This window comes from Streptomyces sp. V1I1 (genome assembly GCF_030817355.1).
Lineage (GTDB): Bacteria > Actinomycetota > Actinomycetes > Streptomycetales > Streptomycetaceae > Streptomyces.
Genome location: NZ_JAUSZH010000001.1, coordinates 3,359,356 through 3,375,919 on the forward strand (window position 1 = coordinate 3,359,356; position 16,564 = coordinate 3,375,919).

Annotated in this window: 18 protein-coding genes and 3 tRNA genes; 7 read left to right on the top strand and 14 right to left on the bottom strand. The window is 69.5% G+C overall.

Going from position 1 to position 16,564, the window contains the following annotated elements; translation table 11 throughout:
- Positions 1-43: 43 nt before the first annotated feature.
- The 8 genes from QFZ67_RS15620 to QFZ67_RS15655 all read right to left on the bottom strand — a co-directional run bounded on the left by QFZ67_RS15620 (position 44) and on the right by QFZ67_RS15655 (position 4,910).
- Complete coding sequence (locus tag QFZ67_RS15620) at positions 44-1,099, bottom strand: UDP-N-acetylmuramate dehydrogenase (RefSeq protein WP_307661702.1); 1,056 nt, start codon at positions 1,097-1,099, stop codon at positions 44-46.
- Positions 1,100-1,227: 128 nt separating this feature from the next.
- Positions 1,228-2,670, bottom strand: coding sequence for a DHA2 family efflux MFS transporter permease subunit (locus QFZ67_RS15625; protein WP_307661703.1), 1,443 nt, complete (start codon positions 2,668-2,670; stop codon positions 1,228-1,230).
- Between the two features lie 78 nt (positions 2,671-2,748).
- Complete coding sequence (locus QFZ67_RS15630) at positions 2,749-3,378, bottom strand: TetR/AcrR family transcriptional regulator (protein WP_307661704.1); 630 nt, start codon at positions 3,376-3,378, stop codon at positions 2,749-2,751.
- Between the two features lie 102 nt (positions 3,379-3,480).
- On the bottom strand, positions 3,481-3,909 hold the full coding sequence (locus tag QFZ67_RS15635; RefSeq protein WP_307661705.1) for a MaoC family dehydratase: 429 nt from the start codon (positions 3,907-3,909) through the stop codon (positions 3,481-3,483).
- Positions 3,909-4,361 carry a MaoC family dehydratase N-terminal domain-containing protein gene (locus tag QFZ67_RS15640; RefSeq protein ID WP_307661706.1) on the bottom strand — a complete coding sequence of 151 codons (453 nt, stop codon included), beginning with the start codon at positions 4,359-4,361 and terminating at the stop codon, positions 3,909-3,911. The genes QFZ67_RS15635 and QFZ67_RS15640 overlap by 1 nt, the downstream gene beginning before the upstream one ends.
- A 103-nt stretch (positions 4,362-4,464) precedes the next feature.
- A complete protein-coding gene (gene rpmG, locus QFZ67_RS15645) occupies positions 4,465-4,629 on the bottom strand; it encodes a 50S ribosomal protein L33 (RefSeq protein ID WP_003956487.1) in 165 nt (54 codons plus the stop codon).
- Positions 4,630-4,718: 89 nt separating this feature from the next.
- Positions 4,719-4,791 (bottom strand) — tRNA-Met (locus QFZ67_RS15650).
- Positions 4,792-4,837: 46 nt separating this feature from the next.
- Positions 4,838-4,910: transfer RNA gene (locus QFZ67_RS15655), tRNA-Thr, on the bottom strand.
- A 225-nt stretch (positions 4,911-5,135) separates the two neighbouring features.
- On the opposite strand from QFZ67_RS15655, the gene QFZ67_RS15660 reads away from it, so the two are divergent.
- From QFZ67_RS15660 to QFZ67_RS15670, 3 genes are all read left to right on the top strand, one after another.
- Positions 5,136-6,368: an amidohydrolase family protein gene (locus tag QFZ67_RS15660; protein WP_307661707.1), complete on the top strand. Its 1,233-nt coding sequence runs from the start codon at positions 5,136-5,138 to the stop codon at positions 6,366-6,368.
- Positions 6,369-6,525: 157 nt separating this feature from the next.
- Complete coding sequence (locus QFZ67_RS15665; protein WP_307661708.1) at positions 6,526-7,182, top strand: SDR family oxidoreductase; 657 nt, start codon at positions 6,526-6,528, stop codon at positions 7,180-7,182.
- 72 nt (positions 7,183-7,254) lie between these two features.
- Positions 7,255-7,752, top strand: a complete 498-nt coding sequence (locus QFZ67_RS15670; protein WP_307661709.1) for a GyrI-like domain-containing protein — start codon at positions 7,255-7,257, stop codon at positions 7,750-7,752.
- Positions 7,753-8,092: 340 nt separating this feature from the next.
- On the opposite strand, the gene QFZ67_RS15675 is transcribed toward QFZ67_RS15670, so the two are convergent.
- Positions 8,093-8,174: transfer RNA gene (locus QFZ67_RS15675), tRNA-Tyr, on the bottom strand.
- Between the two features lie 195 nt (positions 8,175-8,369).
- On the opposite strand from QFZ67_RS15675, the gene QFZ67_RS15680 reads away from it, so the two are divergent.
- From QFZ67_RS15680 to QFZ67_RS15690, 3 genes are all read left to right on the top strand, one after another.
- The gene (locus tag QFZ67_RS15680; protein WP_307661710.1) at positions 8,370-8,858 is read left to right on the top strand and encodes a YajQ family cyclic di-GMP-binding protein; all 489 of its coding nucleotides are present in this window, start codon (positions 8,370-8,372) and stop codon (positions 8,856-8,858) included.
- A 187-nt stretch (positions 8,859-9,045) separates the two neighbouring features.
- Entirely contained in the window at positions 9,046-9,549 is a 504-nt protein-coding gene (locus QFZ67_RS15685) for a methylated-DNA--[protein]-cysteine S-methyltransferase (RefSeq protein WP_307661711.1), read from the top strand.
- Positions 9,546-10,301: an alpha-ketoglutarate-dependent dioxygenase AlkB gene (locus QFZ67_RS15690; protein WP_373430052.1), complete on the top strand. Its 756-nt coding sequence runs from the start codon at positions 9,546-9,548 to the stop codon at positions 10,299-10,301. Before QFZ67_RS15685 ends, QFZ67_RS15690 begins: the two co-directional genes overlap by 4 nt.
- Here QFZ67_RS15690 and QFZ67_RS15695 read toward each other — a convergent pair.
- Entirely contained in the window at positions 10,298-10,567 is a 270-nt protein-coding gene (locus tag QFZ67_RS15695; RefSeq protein WP_307661712.1) for a GlsB/YeaQ/YmgE family stress response membrane protein, read from the bottom strand. The genes QFZ67_RS15690 and QFZ67_RS15695 overlap by 4 nt on opposite strands.
- Before the next feature lie 86 nt (positions 10,568-10,653).
- Between QFZ67_RS15695 and QFZ67_RS15700 the strand changes: the two genes are divergently transcribed.
- Positions 10,654-11,922, top strand: a complete 1,269-nt coding sequence (locus QFZ67_RS15700) for an APC family permease (protein ID WP_307661713.1) — start codon at positions 10,654-10,656, stop codon at positions 11,920-11,922.
- Between the two features lie 145 nt (positions 11,923-12,067).
- Here the strand turns inward: QFZ67_RS15700 and QFZ67_RS15705 are convergent, their stop codons facing one another.
- From QFZ67_RS15705 to QFZ67_RS15720, 4 genes are all read right to left on the bottom strand, one after another.
- Entirely contained in the window at positions 12,068-12,460 is a 393-nt protein-coding gene (locus QFZ67_RS15705; RefSeq protein ID WP_307661714.1) for a YccF domain-containing protein, read from the bottom strand.
- Positions 12,457-13,320: a zinc metalloprotease HtpX gene (htpX, locus tag QFZ67_RS15710; RefSeq protein WP_307661715.1), complete on the bottom strand. Its 864-nt coding sequence runs from the start codon at positions 13,318-13,320 to the stop codon at positions 12,457-12,459. The genes QFZ67_RS15705 and htpX overlap by 4 nt, the downstream gene beginning before the upstream one ends.
- Before the next feature lie 146 nt (positions 13,321-13,466).
- Positions 13,467-14,996, bottom strand: a complete 1,530-nt coding sequence (locus QFZ67_RS15715; protein WP_307661716.1) for an NADH-quinone oxidoreductase subunit N — start codon at positions 14,994-14,996, stop codon at positions 13,467-13,469.
- Positions 14,993-16,555, bottom strand: a complete 1,563-nt coding sequence (locus tag QFZ67_RS15720) for an NADH-quinone oxidoreductase subunit M (protein WP_307665859.1) — start codon at positions 16,553-16,555, stop codon at positions 14,993-14,995. The genes QFZ67_RS15715 and QFZ67_RS15720 overlap by 4 nt, the downstream gene beginning before the upstream one ends.
- Between the last annotated feature and the right edge of the window lie 9 nt (positions 16,556-16,564).

Sequence of the window (16,564 nt, forward strand, 5' to 3'; positions counted from 1 at the left end):
TCTGGGACCGATTACTGATTCGGGGACTGATTCAGGAACTGGCTCAGAGACTGACGCCGACGGTCACCGGCTCATTGACCAGCGTGACGCCGAACGCCTCGCGCACGCCCGCCACGACCTCGCGGGCCAGGGCCAGCAGGTCCTCGGTGGTGGCTTCGCCACGGTTGGTCAGGGCGAGGGTGTGCTTGGTGGAGATACGGGCCGGGCCCGTGCCGTACCCCTTGGTGAAGCCCGCCTTGTCGATCAGCCAGGCCGCCGACGTCTTGGTGCGGCCGTCCCCCGCCGCGAAGGCGGGCGGCGCGACGTCCTCGCCGAGCCGGTCACGGACCCGGGCGAGGAAGGACTCGTACTCCCCGGCCGTCAGGATCGGGTTGGTGAAGAAGGACCCTGCGGACCAGGTGTCGTGGTCCTCGGGGTCCAGCACCATGCCTTTGCCGGCGCGGAGCTTCAGTACGGTCTCGCGCGCCGCGGCGGCCGGGACGCGGTCGCCCGCCTCGACGCCGAGGGCGCGGGCCGTCTCGGCGTACTTGAGGGGGGCGGAGAGGCCGTCCGCGTCCTCAAGATCGAAGCGCACGCGCAGGACGACATAGCGCTCCGGGTGCTGCTTGAAGCGGCTGTGGCGGTACGAGAAAGCGCACTCGGCGTTCGGCACGGTGACCGTCTCGCCGGTGCGGCGGTCGTATGCGACGACCTCGGTGATGGTGCTGGACACTTCCTGGCCGTACGCGCCGACATTCTGGATCGGGGTCGCACCGGCCGAGCCGGGGATGCCGGCAAGGCACTCGATGCCCGCGAGGCCCGCCTCGACGGTGCGGGCGACGGCGTCCGTCCAGACCTCGCCGGCCGCCAACTCGAGTTTTGTGCCGGACAGTTCGAAGCCGCGGGTGGCGATGCGGAGCGCGGTGCCGTCGAAACCCTTGTCGCCGATGACCAGATTGCTGCCGCCGCCGATGATCAGCAGCGGGGTGCCGGTGGCGTCCGCCTCACGTACGGCGGCGATCACCTCGTCGTCGGTGGTCGCCGTGACGAGGCGGGTCGCGGGGCCGCCGAGCCGGAAGGTGGTCAGGGGGGCGAGGGGGGCGTCGTGGAGTTCCTGCACGGGGACAAGGGTACGGTCCGTGGCCCCGCCGCTCGGGCGGGGCCACGGACCGCATGCGTACACATGCTGTCGTACGGCTGCGACAGGGCTGCTATTCGGGCTGCGATACGGCCGCCGTGAGACGGCTGTCACACGGCGACGGGCGCGCGCTCATCGGCGGTCGCGGCCGCCTCCTCCGTCCCCGCCAGGGCGGTGCGGCGGCGGCCCGGGATCAGCAGCGCGACCAGCGCCGCGAGGGCTACTGCTCCCGCGCCGATCCAGAGCGCCGGGACGGTGCCGTCGGTGAAGGCGTCGGGGGTCTCGTAGCCGCCCTGGGCGGCGAAGACCGCGCCCAGGACAGCGACGCCGAGGGCTCCGCCGACCTCGCGCAGGGCGTTGTTGGCGCCGGAGGCGATGCCCTGCTCGGCAGGACGGACGCTGGACATGACCACGCTGGCCGCGGGGGCGAAGTACAGCGCCATACCGACGCCACCGAGGATCAGGCCGGGGAGCTGGGCCGCGTACGAGACACCCGGCTCCAGGACGATGGCGAAGAGCCCGAGTCCGACCGCCTGGAGGGCGAGGCCGGTGGCGACGACCGGACGGCCGCCGATCTTGTCGGAGAGGTAGCCGGCGATGGGCGCGACGATCAGCGGCATGCCCGTCCAGGGGAGCATCCGCAGGCCCGCCTCGGTGGGCGAATAGCCGGCGACGCCCTGCAGGAACTGGCTGAGCAGGAAGATCGAGCCGAACATCCCAAGGAACATCAGCAGGCTCGCGACATTGATCCCGAAGAAGGCGCGGTCGCGGAAGAGCCGCATGGGGAGCATGGGGTTCTTACTGGTGATCCCGTGGCGGACGAAAGCGAGGACGAGCGCTGTGCCCACGATCAGACCGGCCAGGATCGGGGTGCTGGTCCAGCCGTCGGCCTGGCCGTTGACCAGGGCGTAGACGATGCCAAAGAGGCCACCACTGACGAGCAGGGTGCCTGGGACGTCGAGCCGGGCGTTGGGGGCGTACGACTCGTCCAGGCGCAGCCGGGCCAGCGGCAGCAGAACAAGGCCGATCGGAACGTTCAGCCAGAAGATCCACTGCCAGGAGATGTGCTCGGTGAGACTGCCGCCGATGAGGGGTCCACTGGCGACGGCGAGGCCGATGACGGCGCTGAAGATGCCGAGTGCCGCGCCACGGCGGGCGACGGGGACGGCCGCGGTGAGCAGGGTCAGGGTGAGCGGCATCATGACCGCGGCGCCGACGCCCTGGACGGCGCGGGCCGCGATGAGGGCGTCGATACCGGGCGCGAGGGCGGCTGCTGCGGATGCTCCGGTGAAGATCGCCAGGCCCGCTATGAAGAGCCTGCGGCGGCCGAAGCGATCGCCAAGGGCGGCGCCGAGCATCAGCAGGACGGCGAAGGTGAGGGTGTATGCGCTCACCGTCCACTCGAGGTCCTCCAGCGCGCCCCCGAGGTCCTCGCGAATGGAGGGGAGGGCGGTGGTGACGACGAGATTGTCGAGAGCCGCCATAAAGCCGGCGACACTGGTGATGACGAGGGCCCAGGCGGCGCTGGAGCGGCGGCCTGCTTGCTGGTTCATTGCTCCCCCAGAGGGTTAGTTATTAATGACTAACTTTCATCGGCGCAACTCACCCCGAGAAAGGGGCGGTTGGTGCGACTAGCGCGGAACCTTGACGTCCGACGCGGCCTCAACGCCTGACGTGACCTTGGCGCCTGACGCGACCTTGGCGTCCGAAGCGACCTTGATGTCCGACATGTTGAGTCCGGACCACACCCGGTGTTCCTCCGGGAAGCCCAGCGCCACCAGAACGTTGATCAGCATGCCGCAGCCGAGGAAGTCGGTCGTCTGCTTCGAGTCCCCGGCGAAGGCGACCTGAGCCTGGTCCCAGACCTCGGCCCAGCCGGCCCTGATCCGTTCACCGAACTCGTGGTCCCCGGCCGCGTCGGCGGAGGCCACCGCGACATACGTCTGCATCTGCATCAGCAGCTTGTCGCTGTCGTCGATGAGCCGCATGTACGCGGCAGCCATCGCCTCCATCGGCGAACTGTCGGGACGCCGCTCCAGGGCGTCGGCAAATGCCTTGGGGGTCTCCTCCAGACAGCGGAGTGCCGCGGCCAGGAACAGCTCCCGCTTGTTCTTGAAGAGACGGAAGAGGTACGGCTGCGACACGCCGACCCGCTTGGCGATCACCTCGGTGGAGGTGCCGTTGTAGCCGCCGTGCGCGAATTCGGTGATCGCGGCGCGGATGACGCTCTCGCGTCGCTCCTCTGCACTCATCCTGGCCATGAAGCTAAGTTAGTGTCCAATCACTAATGAAGTCAAGGGGCCAGGAACGAGTAAGGGGCACCCCGCATTGAGGGGGTGCCCCTTACATCGTCGCCGTATCGCTCAGGCGAGCCGCACGACGGCTCGGGACATCCCGAGAACCTTCTCCCCAGCGCTCGTCGCCGTCAGGTCGACCCGCACCAGGTTGTCGTCCAGCTTCACCGCGACCTTGCCGCTAACCTCGATCAGCGCGCCCTTCTCGTCGTTCGGCACGACGACGGGCTTGGTGAAGCGCACTCCGTACTCGACGACCGCACCCGGGTCGCCGACCCAGTCGGTCACCACGCGGACCGCCTCGGCCATGGTGAACATGCCGTGTGCGATCACGTCGGGAAGTCCGACCTCCGTGGCGAACTTCTCGTTCCAGTGGATCGGATTGAAGTCGCCCGAGGCGCCCGCGTACTGCACCAGCGCGGCCCGGCTGACGGGGAAGCTCTGCGTCGGCAGCTCGGTGCCGACCTCGACGTCCGCGTAAGAGATCTTCGCCGTCATCACGCCTCCTCGGCGGCGCGCGCCACCAGCTTGGTCCACGCGGTCACGACATGCTCGCCGGCCTCGTCGTGCACCTCGCCGCGGATGTCCACGACGTCGTTGCCCGCAAGGGACTTGATCGTCTCGATGGTCGAGGTGACCGTCAGCCGGTCCCCTGCCCGCACCGGCCGCGTGTACGCGAACTTCTGGTCGCGGTGCACCACGCGGTCGTAGTCCAGCCCCAACTGCGGATCCTGAATGACCTGTTCCGCCGCCTTGAAAGTGATCGCAAAGGCGAAAGTCGGCGGAGCGATCACATCGGAGTGGCCGAGCGCCTTGGCGGCTTCCGGGTCGGTATACGCGGCATTGGCGTCACCCACCGCCTCGGCGAACTCACGGATCTTCTCCCGGCCGACCTCATAGGGCGAGGTGGGCGGATAGGTCCGCCCGACGAAGGACTGGTCGAGCGCCATGGACTGGCTCCCTCCTGATGGATTGACCACAAGCTGATGGATTGACCACTACAAACGACACGAGGCCGCCCCCAGTGGGGACGGCCTCGTATACGAGCCTGATTCAGCGCGTTTCGCGGTGCGCCGTGTGCGAGTTGCAGCGCGGGCAGTGCTTCTTCATCTCAAGACGGTCCGGGTTGTTGCGCCGGTTCTTCTTGGTGATGTAGTTCCGCTCCTTGCACTCCACGCAGGCCAGCGTGATCTTCGGGCGGACGTCGGTGGCAGCCACGTGAGTGCTCCTTGGACGGACGGATGGACGGATGAACGCATAAGAGAGTAGCCGACCGGAGGACCGACCCCACAATCGGCTACTGTGTGTAGCGGTGACCGGACTTGAACCGGTGACACAGCGATTATGAGCCGCTTGCTCTACCGACTGAGCTACACCGCTGCGATATCGGATCCCCTCACCCGGAGGTGAGGATCTCCGACATCAGAGCCCCAATACGGAATCGAACCGTAGACCTTCTCCTTACCATGGAGACGCTCTACCGACTGAGCTATTGGGGCGAGCGATGAAGACATTACACGGTCGGTCGCCGATCGCCCAAATCCGTTTCTCGTTCCCCTCATGGCCTCCACCTCGCCCGTCCCGTACGCCACTCGTGGCCACACCGGTACGACTATTGCGCTCCTCCTCGAAGCGCGCTCGGTGCGCCCCTAGGCTCGACCCACGCCGCGTGATCTTGCCCCCCGTCGCGCCGCCCGAGCCCCACCGCCCCACCCAGGAGCGCGATGCCCGACAGCCAGCCGCAGCCACCCGACGGCGCCACCGCGGACACCACTGCGCTGCTGCTCTGCGGCGCCCGGCTCACGGACGGCCGCACCGTCGACGTACGGCTCAGCGGCGGCCGCATCGAGGCTGTCGGCACCGCGGGCAGCCTCACCCCGCGCTCCACCCGAGTGGATCTGAGCGGCTATCTGCTGCTCCCTGCCCCCGCCGAACCGCACGCCCACGGCGACACCGCGCTCACCGCCGACTCCCCCGGGCCCGTCTCGTACGACACCGAGGACGTCCAGCGGCGCACCACCGAGGCCGCGCTGCTGCAGCTCGGCCATGGGGCGACTGCGCTGCGTTCGCACGTACGGATCGGGGATGTGCAGGGGCTCGGCCCGCTGGAGGCGGTCCTGCAGGCGCGGCGCTCGCTGCGCGGGCTCGCCGATCTGACGGCTGTGGCCGTGCCCCGGCTGCTGACGGGCGTCGCGGGGGCGGACGGTCTGGCGATGCTGCGGGACGCGGTGAAGATGGGCGCGGGGGTGGTGGGCGGATGCCCGGACGCCGACCCGGATCCGACCGGGTACACGGAAGCGGTGCTGGAGGTCGCGGCCGAGCACGGCTGCCCGGTCGATCTGCACACGCACGGTGACGACCCTGCGCGGCTCGCACGGCTGGCGGCGATGGCGGGCGGGCTGCGGTCCGGGGTGGTGATCGGTCCGTGCGCGGGGCTCGCCCGGCTGCCGCGCGAGGTGGCCTCAAGGGCCGCGGACCAGCTCGCGGCGGCCGGCGTGACGGTGGTCTGCGTGCCGCAGGGCGGCTGCGGGGCGGTGGAACTCCGGGGCAACGCGCCGGTGCGTCTGCTGCGCGCGGCGGGGGTGCGGGTCGCGGCGGGCAGCGGGGCGCTGCGGGACGTATCGAATCCGGTGGGGCGCGGCGATCCGCTGGAAGCGGCGTACCTGCTGGCCTCGCAGGGCGGGATGCGGGCGAAGGACGCGTACGGGTCGGTGGCCGGGGCGGCGCGGGAGGCGATGGGGCTGCCCGAGGTGCGGGTGGAGGCCGGTTTCCCCGCGGAGCTGCTGGCGGTGCGTGGCGAGCGGATTTCGGCGGCGCTGTCGCTGGCGTACAGCAGGATCGTGATCCATCGCGGGCGGGTGGTGGCGCGGACGAGCGCGGTACGCGAGTACTGCGACTCGGCGGTCGCGGTGGCTCTGGAACTGCCGCGTCAGGGGCGCCCGGATCCGGGGCCTTGAGCCTTGAGTCTTGATTCTTGCGCTTCGAGCCCGGCCTTTGAGCCGTGAGCCCGGGCTTGAGCCTTGAGGTCGGGCCTTTGAGCCTTGAGGCCGGGCTTGAGCAGGGAACGCGTCAGTCCCTGAGCGGGCTCCGCGCTTCGGACGTACCGTCGTAGTCATGCGCATTGTCATCGCTGGAGGACACGGTCAGATCGCACTCCGTCTGGGGCGGCTGCTCGCGGCGGGCGGGCACGAGGTCGTAGGCATCATCCGCAAACCTGAACAGGCCGCCGACCTGTGCGAAGCCGGAGCCGAACCGGTCGTACTCGACCTGGAGTCGGCCTCGGTCGAGGAGATCGCCGCGGTGCTGCAGGGCGCCGGGGCGGCGGTTTTCGCGGCGGGCGCGGGCCCGGGCAGCGGCATCGCCCGCAAGGAGACAGTGGACCGCGGTGCCGCAGTGCTCTTCGCGGACGCGGCCGAACGGGCAGGCGTACGGCGGTACATCGTGGTGTCGTCGATGGGCGCCGACGCGAAGTACCCTGGCGACGGGGAGTTCGACGCCTATCTGCGGGCGAAGGGCGCCGCGGACGACGACGTACGGTCCAGGTCGGGCCTCGACTGGACGATTCTGCGGCCGGGGACGCTGACGAACGACGCGGGCACAGGTCTCGTACAACTGAAGGCTTCGACGGGCCCCGGGATGGTGCCGCGCGACGATGTGGCGGCGGTGCTCGCTGAGTTGGTGGAGACGCCGGCCACGGCGGGGCTGACGCTGGAACTGATCAGCGGATCGGTGCCGGTGACCGTTGCGGTGAAGGACGTCGCCGGAAACTGACCGGCTGACTCGCGGATTGGTCGCCGATGAATTTCCGCTCTCCGTATGGTCCTTGATGTCATGAGGGAACACATGCCTGAGATTCAGCCCGCGATCGTGGAACGCGGGGAGCAGCTGTACGCCTTCATCCGCGGGTCCGTTCGGATGGACGACTTCGCCCCGATCGCGGACCGGTTGCCGGAACTGATCGGCTGGCTGACCGGCCGCGGGGCGGAGTTCGCCGGCGCGCCCTTCTTCCGCTTCAACAGCATCGACATGAACGCGGAGTCGGAGGTCGAGGCGGGCATGCCCGTCGTGTCCATGCCTGAGCCCGAAGGGGACATCGGGATCGCCGTGCTGCCCGCGGGTCGCTATGTGGCGGTCACTCATGTCGGCCCTCCGGACCAGCTGTTCGGGGTGATCACGGCTGTTCGGGAGTGGGCCGAGCGGGAGGGGCTGGAGTGGGACATGACGGTGGTCGACGGCGTTGAGCGCTGGGCGTGCCGACTGGAGTCGTATCTGACCGACCCGCGGGTGGAACCGGACATGTCCAAGTGGGAGGTCGAGCTGGCTTTCCGGCTGGCTGACTGAGACGGGCTGAGTGGGGGGCGTGGTGGAGGGGGATTCGGAAGCTTGCGCGGCGGCGGGAGTCGCGGCCGGAATTACGTGCGGGCGGGGCCGCCGCCCCCGCCAGTGCTCCAGCTGAACGCGGCGGGCTGCGGGGCGCGGGTCATCAACCGGCCGGCTGTTCGCGGGTCGGCCTTGGCATGTGCGCATAAGCGACTGAGGGGGAAGCGAAGGAGCGAGTGGCCGGGAGCGGCGGCGGGAGCGCAGTGGCGGCCTCGCCGATGGCGCCGACAATCGGGGCCGGGCCCGCACGCAGATGGCCCCTGACCCGCGTTTCCGCAGATCAGGGGCCATCTTCATCACGTGGCGGCGCCAGGATTCGAACCTGGGTAGGCTAAGCCGACGGATTTACAGTCCGTTCCCATTGGCCACTCGGGCACACCGCCATGGGATGTCGCCGCGAGAGTGACCGCTGTGGGGCGGAGCTCCGTGGCAACGACGTAAACGATACCTGATGCCCAGGGGTGCTCTGCCACTGGATTGATCAGTCCTCGGGGCGGGTGCGGGTGGCTAGGCTTGCGGGAGCGGTCGGGGGACTTCCGGCCGCGTCTCCACGCACCCGATACAAGGAGCCACAGGACATGGCCGACTCCAGTTTCGACATCGTCTCGAAGGTCGAGCGGCAGGAGGTCGACAACGCCCTCAACCAGGCCGCGAAGGAGATCTCTCAGCGCTACGACTTCAAGAACGTCGGGGCTTCGATCGCCTGGTCCGGCGAGAAGATCCTTATGCAGGCGAACTCCGAGGAGCGGGTCGCCGCCATCCTCGACGTCTTTCAGTCCAAGCTGGTCAAGCGCGGGATCTCGCTGAAGGCGCTGGACGCGGGCGAGCCGCAGCTGTCCGGCAAGGAGTACAAGATCTTCGCCTCGATCGAGGAGGGCATCTCCCAGGAGAACGCCAAGAAGGTCGCGAAGATCATCCGCGACGAGGGCCCGAAGGGCGTCAAGGCGCAGGTCCAGGGCGAGGAGCTGCGGGTCAGCTCGAAGAGCCGGGACGATCTACAGGCCGTGCAGGCGCTGCTGAAGGGGCAGGACTTCGACTTCGCGCTGCAGTTCGTGAACTACCGCTGATTCCGGCGGGCGCTCCGGGCGGACCGGGGGCGGGAGCGGCTGGGCCGCCCCGCCCCCGCCCCGTGTCAGCGGGCCGTCGATACGACGTCCGATATCCGCCAGCTTCGGCGGAGTGGGGGTCGCAGACTCGTAGGGGTACGGCGCAGGAAGTACGGCGCGGGACACGCTGCGAGGAAGGGAACGAGCCATGACGGTCTACACGACCATCGACAGCCCGCTGGGCGAACTGCTGCTGGCCGGCGAGGAGTCCACCACCGCGAAGGGCGGCACCGCACTCGCCTCGCTGTCGCTGCCGGGCCAGAAGGGCGCGGCCGTCGTCCGGGACGGCTGGCGGCGCGACGCGGCGGCCTTCGAGGAGATCGGCAGTCAGCTGACCTCGTACTTCGGCGGCCGGCTGACGCACTTCGAGATCGAGTACGTCGGCGGCGGAACCGAGTTCCAGCGGCGGGTGTGGCGGGCGCTGGAGGAGATTCCTTACGGGGCGACGGCGACGTATGGAGAGATTGCCGAGCGGGTCGGCACATCGGCCGTGGGAGTACGGGCCGTGGGCACTGCGATCGGGCGCAATCCGCTGCTCGTCGTCCGGCCCTGCCACCGGGTGATCGGGTCGGACGGCACCCTTCGGGGGTACGCGGGCGGCCTGGAGCGCAAGGAGCGGCTCCTCGGGCTCGAGGGCGCGCTGGCGTCGTGAGCGGCGAGGCGCTGTACCCGAGAGAGCGGGCGGTGGTCGCCCCGGGAGCGGTGCATGTGCCCGGGTGGCTGCCGGTCGAGCGACAGCGGGAACTGGTCGAAGCCTGCCGCGGCTGGGCGCGCGGTCCCGTACCGATCCGCCACACCGTGCTGCCGGGCGGTGGCGTGATGTCCGTACAGACGGTGTGCGTGGGCTGGCACTGGCAGCCGTACCGGTACAGCCGCACCGCGGACGATGTGAACGGTGCCCGGGTCGCCGAATTCCCCGACTGGCTGGTGGAGTTGGGGCATGCGGCGCTGGCCGCGGCGTACGAGGTGGGCGGCACGGACGGGGCAGAGGGGATGGGTGCGGTCGGGGCCGGGGCCGGGGCCGGGGCCGGGGCCGGGGCCGATCAGGGGTACACCCCCGACACCGCGCTGATCAACTTCTACGACGGCGCGGCGCGGATGGGCATGCACCAGGACAAGGAGGAGCGGTCCGGTGCGCCGGTGGTGTCGCTGAGTATCGGCGATACCTGTGTCTTCCGGTTCGGGAACACCGAGACACGAGGGCGGCCGTACACCGATGTGGAGCTGGCTTCCGGGGACCTGTTCGTCTTCGGAGGCCCCTCGCGCTTCGCCTACCACGGGGGTGCCGAAGGTGTACCCGGGCACGGCCGACCCGGCGACGGGGATGAGCAGCGGGCGGCTGAACATCACCCTGCGGGAGACCGGGCTGCCGGGCTGAGCAGTCCCGCAGGGCTGGGCGGCTAGCGCGAACGCGAGTGGCCGAACAGGATCCGGTAGATGATCAGCAGCACGAGCGAGCCGCCGATGGCCGCTGCCCAGGTGGCCCCGTCATAGAACTCGTTGGTGATCGGCCGGTCCAGGTAGCGTGCCGATATCCAGCCGCCGATGAACGCGCCGGCGACGCCTATGAGCGTCGTGCCGATCAGGCCGCCCGGGTCGCGGCCCGGGAGCAGAATCTTGGCTATGGCTCCGGCGAGCAGCCCGAGGATGATCCAGCTGATGATGCCCATGCCGTGAACCTGCCTTTCGTACGGTGTTGAACTGAAGGACGACGGTGGCACGGGGCGCGGTTGCGGAGATCAGTAGGGTGCGGCACATGACACAGGAACTGCGGCGGTCCCTGGGACTGTTCGACGCCGTCGTGATCGGGCTCGGATCGATGGTCGGGGCGGGCATCTTCGTGGCACTGGGCCCGGCGGCCCGGGCCGCCGGTTCGGGGCTGCTGCTGGGACTGGCGCTGGCCGCGGTGGTCGCGTATTGCAACGCCATGTCGTCGGCGCGGCTCGCAGCCCGTTATCCGGCGTCCGGCGGGACCTATGTGTACGGCCGGGAGCGGCTCGGCGAGTTCTGGGGGTATCTGGCGGGCTGGGCGTTCGTCGTGGGGAAGACCGCGTCGTGCGCAGCGATGGCGCTGACGGTCGGGGCGTATGCGTGGCCGGAGCAGGCGCACGCGGTGGCTGTCGCCGCTGTGGTGGCGCTGACTGCCGTGAACTACGGGGGCGTTCAGAAGTCGGCTTGGCTTACGCGGGCGATCGTGGCAGTCGTGCTGGCGGTCCTCGCTGCGGTCGTGGTCGTCTGCCTCGGGTCGGGCTCGGCGGACTTCGGGCGGCTGGATATCGGCGCGGACGCCACAGTGGACGGGGTGCTCCAAGCGGCGGGACTGCTGTTCTTCGCTTTCGCGGGGTACGCGCGGATCGCCACGCTGGGCGAGGAGGTGCGGGACCCGGCACGTACGATCCCGCGCGCCGTCCCGCTGGCGCTGGGCATCGCGCTGGTGGTCTATGTGTGTGTCGCGGTCTCGGTCCTTTCTGTGCTGGGAGCCGGGGAGTTGGGCAAGGCGACGGCTCCGCTCGCCGATGCCGTACGGGCGGCGGGCGCGCAGTGGCTGGCGCCTGTGGTGAGGGTGGGCGCCGCGGTGGCGGCGCTCGGGTCGTTGCTCGCGCTCATCCTCGGGGTCTCCCGGACGACGCTGGCGATGGCCCGGGACGGCCATCTGCCGGGTGCACTCGCCGCCGTGCACCCTCGTTTCCAGGTGCCGCACCGCGCGGAGCTGGCTGTGGGAGCGGTCGTCGCAGTGGTGGCCGCGACGGCGGACGTGCGCGGGGCGATCGGCTTCTCGTCGTTCGGAGTGCTGGTGTACTACGCAATTGCCAACGTCTCGGCGTGGACGCTGAGTTCCGATTCGGATCGGGATACACCCGTTCGAGTGGCGGAGTCTCGAGCGATGACGGTCCGGGGCACGGCGGGATGCGGGCTGGTGGGTTGTCTGGTGCTGGCTTTCGCGCTGCCGACGCTGTCGGTGGCCGCGGGTGCGGCCGTGCTGGCCGTGGGAGTGGTGGTGTACGCGGTACGGCGGCGGGGCTAGGCCAGCCGCACATTCAGGCCAGGAAAACCAGCGGCGCGGACCCTTCGGACCTGGCCTGCAAGACGGCGTTCAGCAGGTCCCCCTCAGGGGCGCAGCCGAGCAGTTCGTACCGTTCGCGGACCGGCAACGGCGGATCCGCGAACGCCTACCGCGAGGCGAAGGGCTGGTCCGTGGGGACGATCTCCTTGCCGAAGGGCAGCAGCGAGACCGGGATCAGCTTGAAGTTGGCGATGCCCAGTGGGATGCCGATGATCGTGATGCACAGGGCGATGCCGGTGAAGATGTGGCCGAGCGCCAGCCACCAGCCGGCGAGGATCAGCCACAGCACATTGCCGACGCAGGACGGCGCGCCCGCGTCGCGCCGGTCGACCACGGTGTAGCCGAAGGGCCAGAGGGCGTAGACGCCGATGCGGAACGCGGCCAGACCGAACGGGATGCCGATGATCGTGATGCACAGCAGCAGCCCCGCGAAGATGTAGCCGAGGAACATCCAGAAGCCGCACAGGATGAGCCATATGACATTCAGGATTGTCTTCATGGGCGGCGACCTGCCATCTGCTCGAGTCGGGCGATGCGTTCCGCCATGGGCGGGTGTGTCGAGAACATCCTGGAGAGGCCCGGGCCTGGCCGGAAAGGGTTCGCGATCATCATATGGCTTGCGGTCTCCAGGCGCGGCTCGGCTGGCAGTGGCAACTGCTTCGTACCGGCGTCGAGCTTGCGCAGGGCGCTGGCGAGGGCCAGCGGGTCGCCGGTGAGCTGGGCGCCCGAGGCGTCGGCCTCGTACTCCCGCGAACGGCTGACGGCGAGCTGGATCACGGAGGCGGCCAGCGGGCCCAGAATCATGATCAGCAGCATGCCGAGGAGACCCGGGCCCTCATCGTCGTCGGAGCGGCCTATGGGGATCAGCCAGGCGAAGTTCACCAGGAACATCACCACGGAGGCGAGGGCGCCGGCGACCGAGGAGATCAGGATGTCGCGGTTGTAGACATGGCTCAGCTCGTGGCCGAGGACGCCGCGCAGCTCGCGCTCGTTGAGGATCTGCAGGATCCCTTCGGTGCAGCACACTGCGGCGTTGCGCGGGTTGCGGCCGGTCGCGAAGGCATTGGGGGCCTGGGTCGGCGAGATGTAGAGGCGGGGCATGGGCTGACGGGCGGCGGTGGAGAGCTCACGGACGATGCGATAGAGCGCGGGGGCCTCGAATTCGCTGACCGGGCGGGCGCGCATGGCCCGCAGCGCCAGCTTGTCGCTGTTCCAGTAGGCGTACGCATTGGTGCCTAGCGCCACAACGAGCGCTACCAGCAGGCCCGTACGACCGAAGAAGCTGCCGATGACGAGGATGAGGGCGGACAGTCCCCCGAGGAGTACGGCGGTCTTCAGCCTGTTGTGCCGGCGGTGCACGGTACGCCCTCCAAGTGGTGCGGCAGGGGAACCCTTTGCGTGGTTGTCTCCACTCTCAAGTGGACCCTTCTGTACTGGTCAACGCCAGGCGAAGGTCGCTAGTTCCCTTGTGCCGTCGGCCTTGGAGCGGGCCGTTCGGGTGGTGCTCAGAACAGGCTGCTCGCCGCGACGCGGAGCACCAGTTGGGGGTAGCCGGAGAGTACGACGCCGACGGCGGCGGTCAGGACGATGGCCACGGTGACCGCAGCGGGGGCGCGCTTTCTGGCCGGCTGGGCCCCATCGGCGCTCTCCTCGGCGCCCGCCGGAGCGCGGAAGAGGATTGCCGTCCACTGGAGGTAGTAGTACAGGGCGATCACGACATTGACGCCCATGATGACCGCCAGCCAGCCCAGGCCCGCGTCGACGGCCGAGGAGAAGACGGTCACCTTGGCGAACAGGCCGATGATGCCGGGCGGCAGACCGGCCAGGCAGAGCAGGAAGAAGCCCATCGCGAGGGCGGTGAGCGGGCGGGTGGTGTAGAGACCGCGGTAGTCGGAGATCCGGTTGAGCGGGTGCGTACGGGCGACGAGCGCCGCCACCGCGAAGGCACCCAGGTTCACGACCGCGTACATGAGGGCGTACGCGACGGTGGCGCCGATCTGGTCGTCGCTGGAGTACGCGGCGGCCGCGATCGGCACCAAGAGGTAGCCGGCCTGCGCCACGGAGGACCACGCGAGGAGGCGTACCGCGCTCCACGCGCGCGTGGCCGACTGGCGCAACGCCGCGACATTGCCCGCGGTCATGGTGAGACCGGCGAGAACGGCGATCGCCGGTCCCCAGACGTTCGCGTATCCGGGGAAGGCGATGACGGTCACCAGGATGAGGCCGGAGAAACCGACCGCCTTTCCGACGACGGACAGGTACGCGGCGATGGGCAGCGGTGCGCCCACATAGGTGTCGGGGACCCAGAAGTGGAAGGGGACCGCGGCCGTCTTGAACGCGAAGCCGACGAGGGTCAGCGCCACGCCCGCCTTGGCGAGCGTGTCGAGCTGGCCAGGGACCTTGTCGAGGTCGGCGGCGATCTGAGTGAGGTGCAGGGTGCCCGTCGTGGCGTACACGAAGCTGACGCCGAGCAGCATCACGGCGGTCGCGGCGACCGAGGAGAGGAAGAACTTCAGGGCTGCTTCGCTGGAGAGCCGGTCGCCACGCCTGAGGCCGACGAGCGCGAACGCGGGCAGCGATGCGACTTCGAGGGCGACGACGAGGGTGGCCAGGTCGCGCGAGGCCGGCAGCAGGGCCGCGCCGGCCGCGGAAGAGAGCAGCAGGAACCAGAATTCCCCTGCCGGGAGCTTCTTGCGGGTGTCGTGGAGCGAGAGCAGGGCAGTCAGCAGTGCGCCGCCGAGCACCAGCAGCTGGATCACCAGGGTGAAGTGATCGGCGGTGTAGCTGCAGGCGTCGGCGTCCGTCGTGAGGCACAACGTCGCGCGGTTGCCCTTGCGCAGCGGCACCAGAGTGATGAGCGCGGCCACGAGACCGGCGATCGCGACGGCGCCCAGCAGCCGCTTGCGCCGCTCAGGTACGAACAGATCGGCGACCAGCACGATCAGGGCGACCACCGCGGTGATGGTGGGCGGCGCGATCGTGAGCCAGTCGACGGACTGGACGAGGCTGGTGACGCTGTCGGCTGCCACGGTCACGACTTGCCTCCTGCGAGGAGCTTCTGCACGGCCGGGTCGGTGAGGCCGAGGAGGACCGCGGGCCACAGTCCGGCGAGGACGGTGAGGGCAACGAGCGGGGTCCAGGCGGCGAATTCGTACGTCTGGACGTCAGCGAGTGGTTTCGCGTCCGGCTCCTCCTCGTGCCGCAGCGCGCCCATGCAGACGCGGCGCACGACGATGAGCAGGTACGCGGCGGTTAGCAGGGTGCCGAAGCCGGCGATCGCCATGAAGGTGAGGAAGGCGGGACGGCTCAGTCCCTCGGCGGGGTCGAACGCGCCGAACAGCGCGAGCATCTCGCCCCAGAATCCGGCGAGGCCGGGGAGGCCGAGGGAGGCTACGGCGGCGAAGGCGAGGAGACCGCCGAGGCGGGGGGCACGGCCGTAGAGGGCCGCTCCGGTGGCGCCGGCGAGGGTGTCGAGGTCGGCGGTGCCGTAACGGTCCTTGAGCGCTCCGACCAGGAAGAAGAGCAGGCCGGTGATGAGGCCGTGGGCGATGTTGGCGAAGAGCGCGCCGTTCACGCCGGTGGGAGTCATCGTCGCGATGCCGAGGAGTACGAAGCCCATGTGGCCGACGGAGGAGTACGCGATCAGGCGCTTGAGGTCGCCGCCCGCGCCCTGCTTGGCGAGGGCGAGGCAGGCGAGGGATCCGTAGATGATGCCGGCGACGGCGAAGGCGGCGAGGTACGGCGCGAAGGTCTGCATGCCGTCCGGCGTGATGGGCAGCACGATGCGGACAAATCCGTACGTACCCATCTTCAGCAGTACGCCGGCGAGGAGGACGGAGCCAACGGTCGGAGCGGCGGTGTGCGCGTCCGGGAGCCAGCTGTGCAGCGGCCACATCGGAGTCTTGACGGCCAGCCCGAGACCGATCGCCAAAACGGCGATGACCTGCGTGGATGCGGTCAGCCCACGGCCGTTGTCAGTGGCGAGTGCCACCATGTCGAATGTGCCGGTCTTCAGCCCGATGAGCAGCAGGCCGAGCAGCATGACGACCGAGCCGAGCAGCGTGTAGAGGATGAACTTCCAGGCGGCGGCCTGCCGCGCCTCACCACCCCAGCGGGCGATGAGGAAGTACATCGGGATGAGCACCATCTCGAAGGCCAGGAAGAAGAGCAGCAGGTCGAGGACGGCGAAGGTCGCGAGGGTCCCGGATTCGAGGACGAGCAGCAGTGCGACGAAGGCCTTCGGGGAAGGGCCCGCGGGCATCTTGAAGTAGCTGTACAGCGCGCACAGGAAGGTCAGCAGCGCCGTAAGGACCAAGAGGGGGAGGGAAATGCCGTCGATGCCGAAGTGGATCCGCACATCGAGTGCCGCGATCCAGCTGATGTCCGTCGTGGCCTGCATCTTCGACGGGTGGTCGTGGTCGAAGCCGAGGGCCAGCACGATCGCCGCGGCGAGGATCGCGCCGGTGACGGTCACGCCGTGCCGCAGGACCGCCTGGTCCGGGCTCCTGCCGCGCAGCCCGGGCGGGGCGGGCAGCAGCGCTGCGGCGGCCCCGACGAGCGGGCCGACGACGATGAACGCGAGAAGGAACTGCATCACGGACTC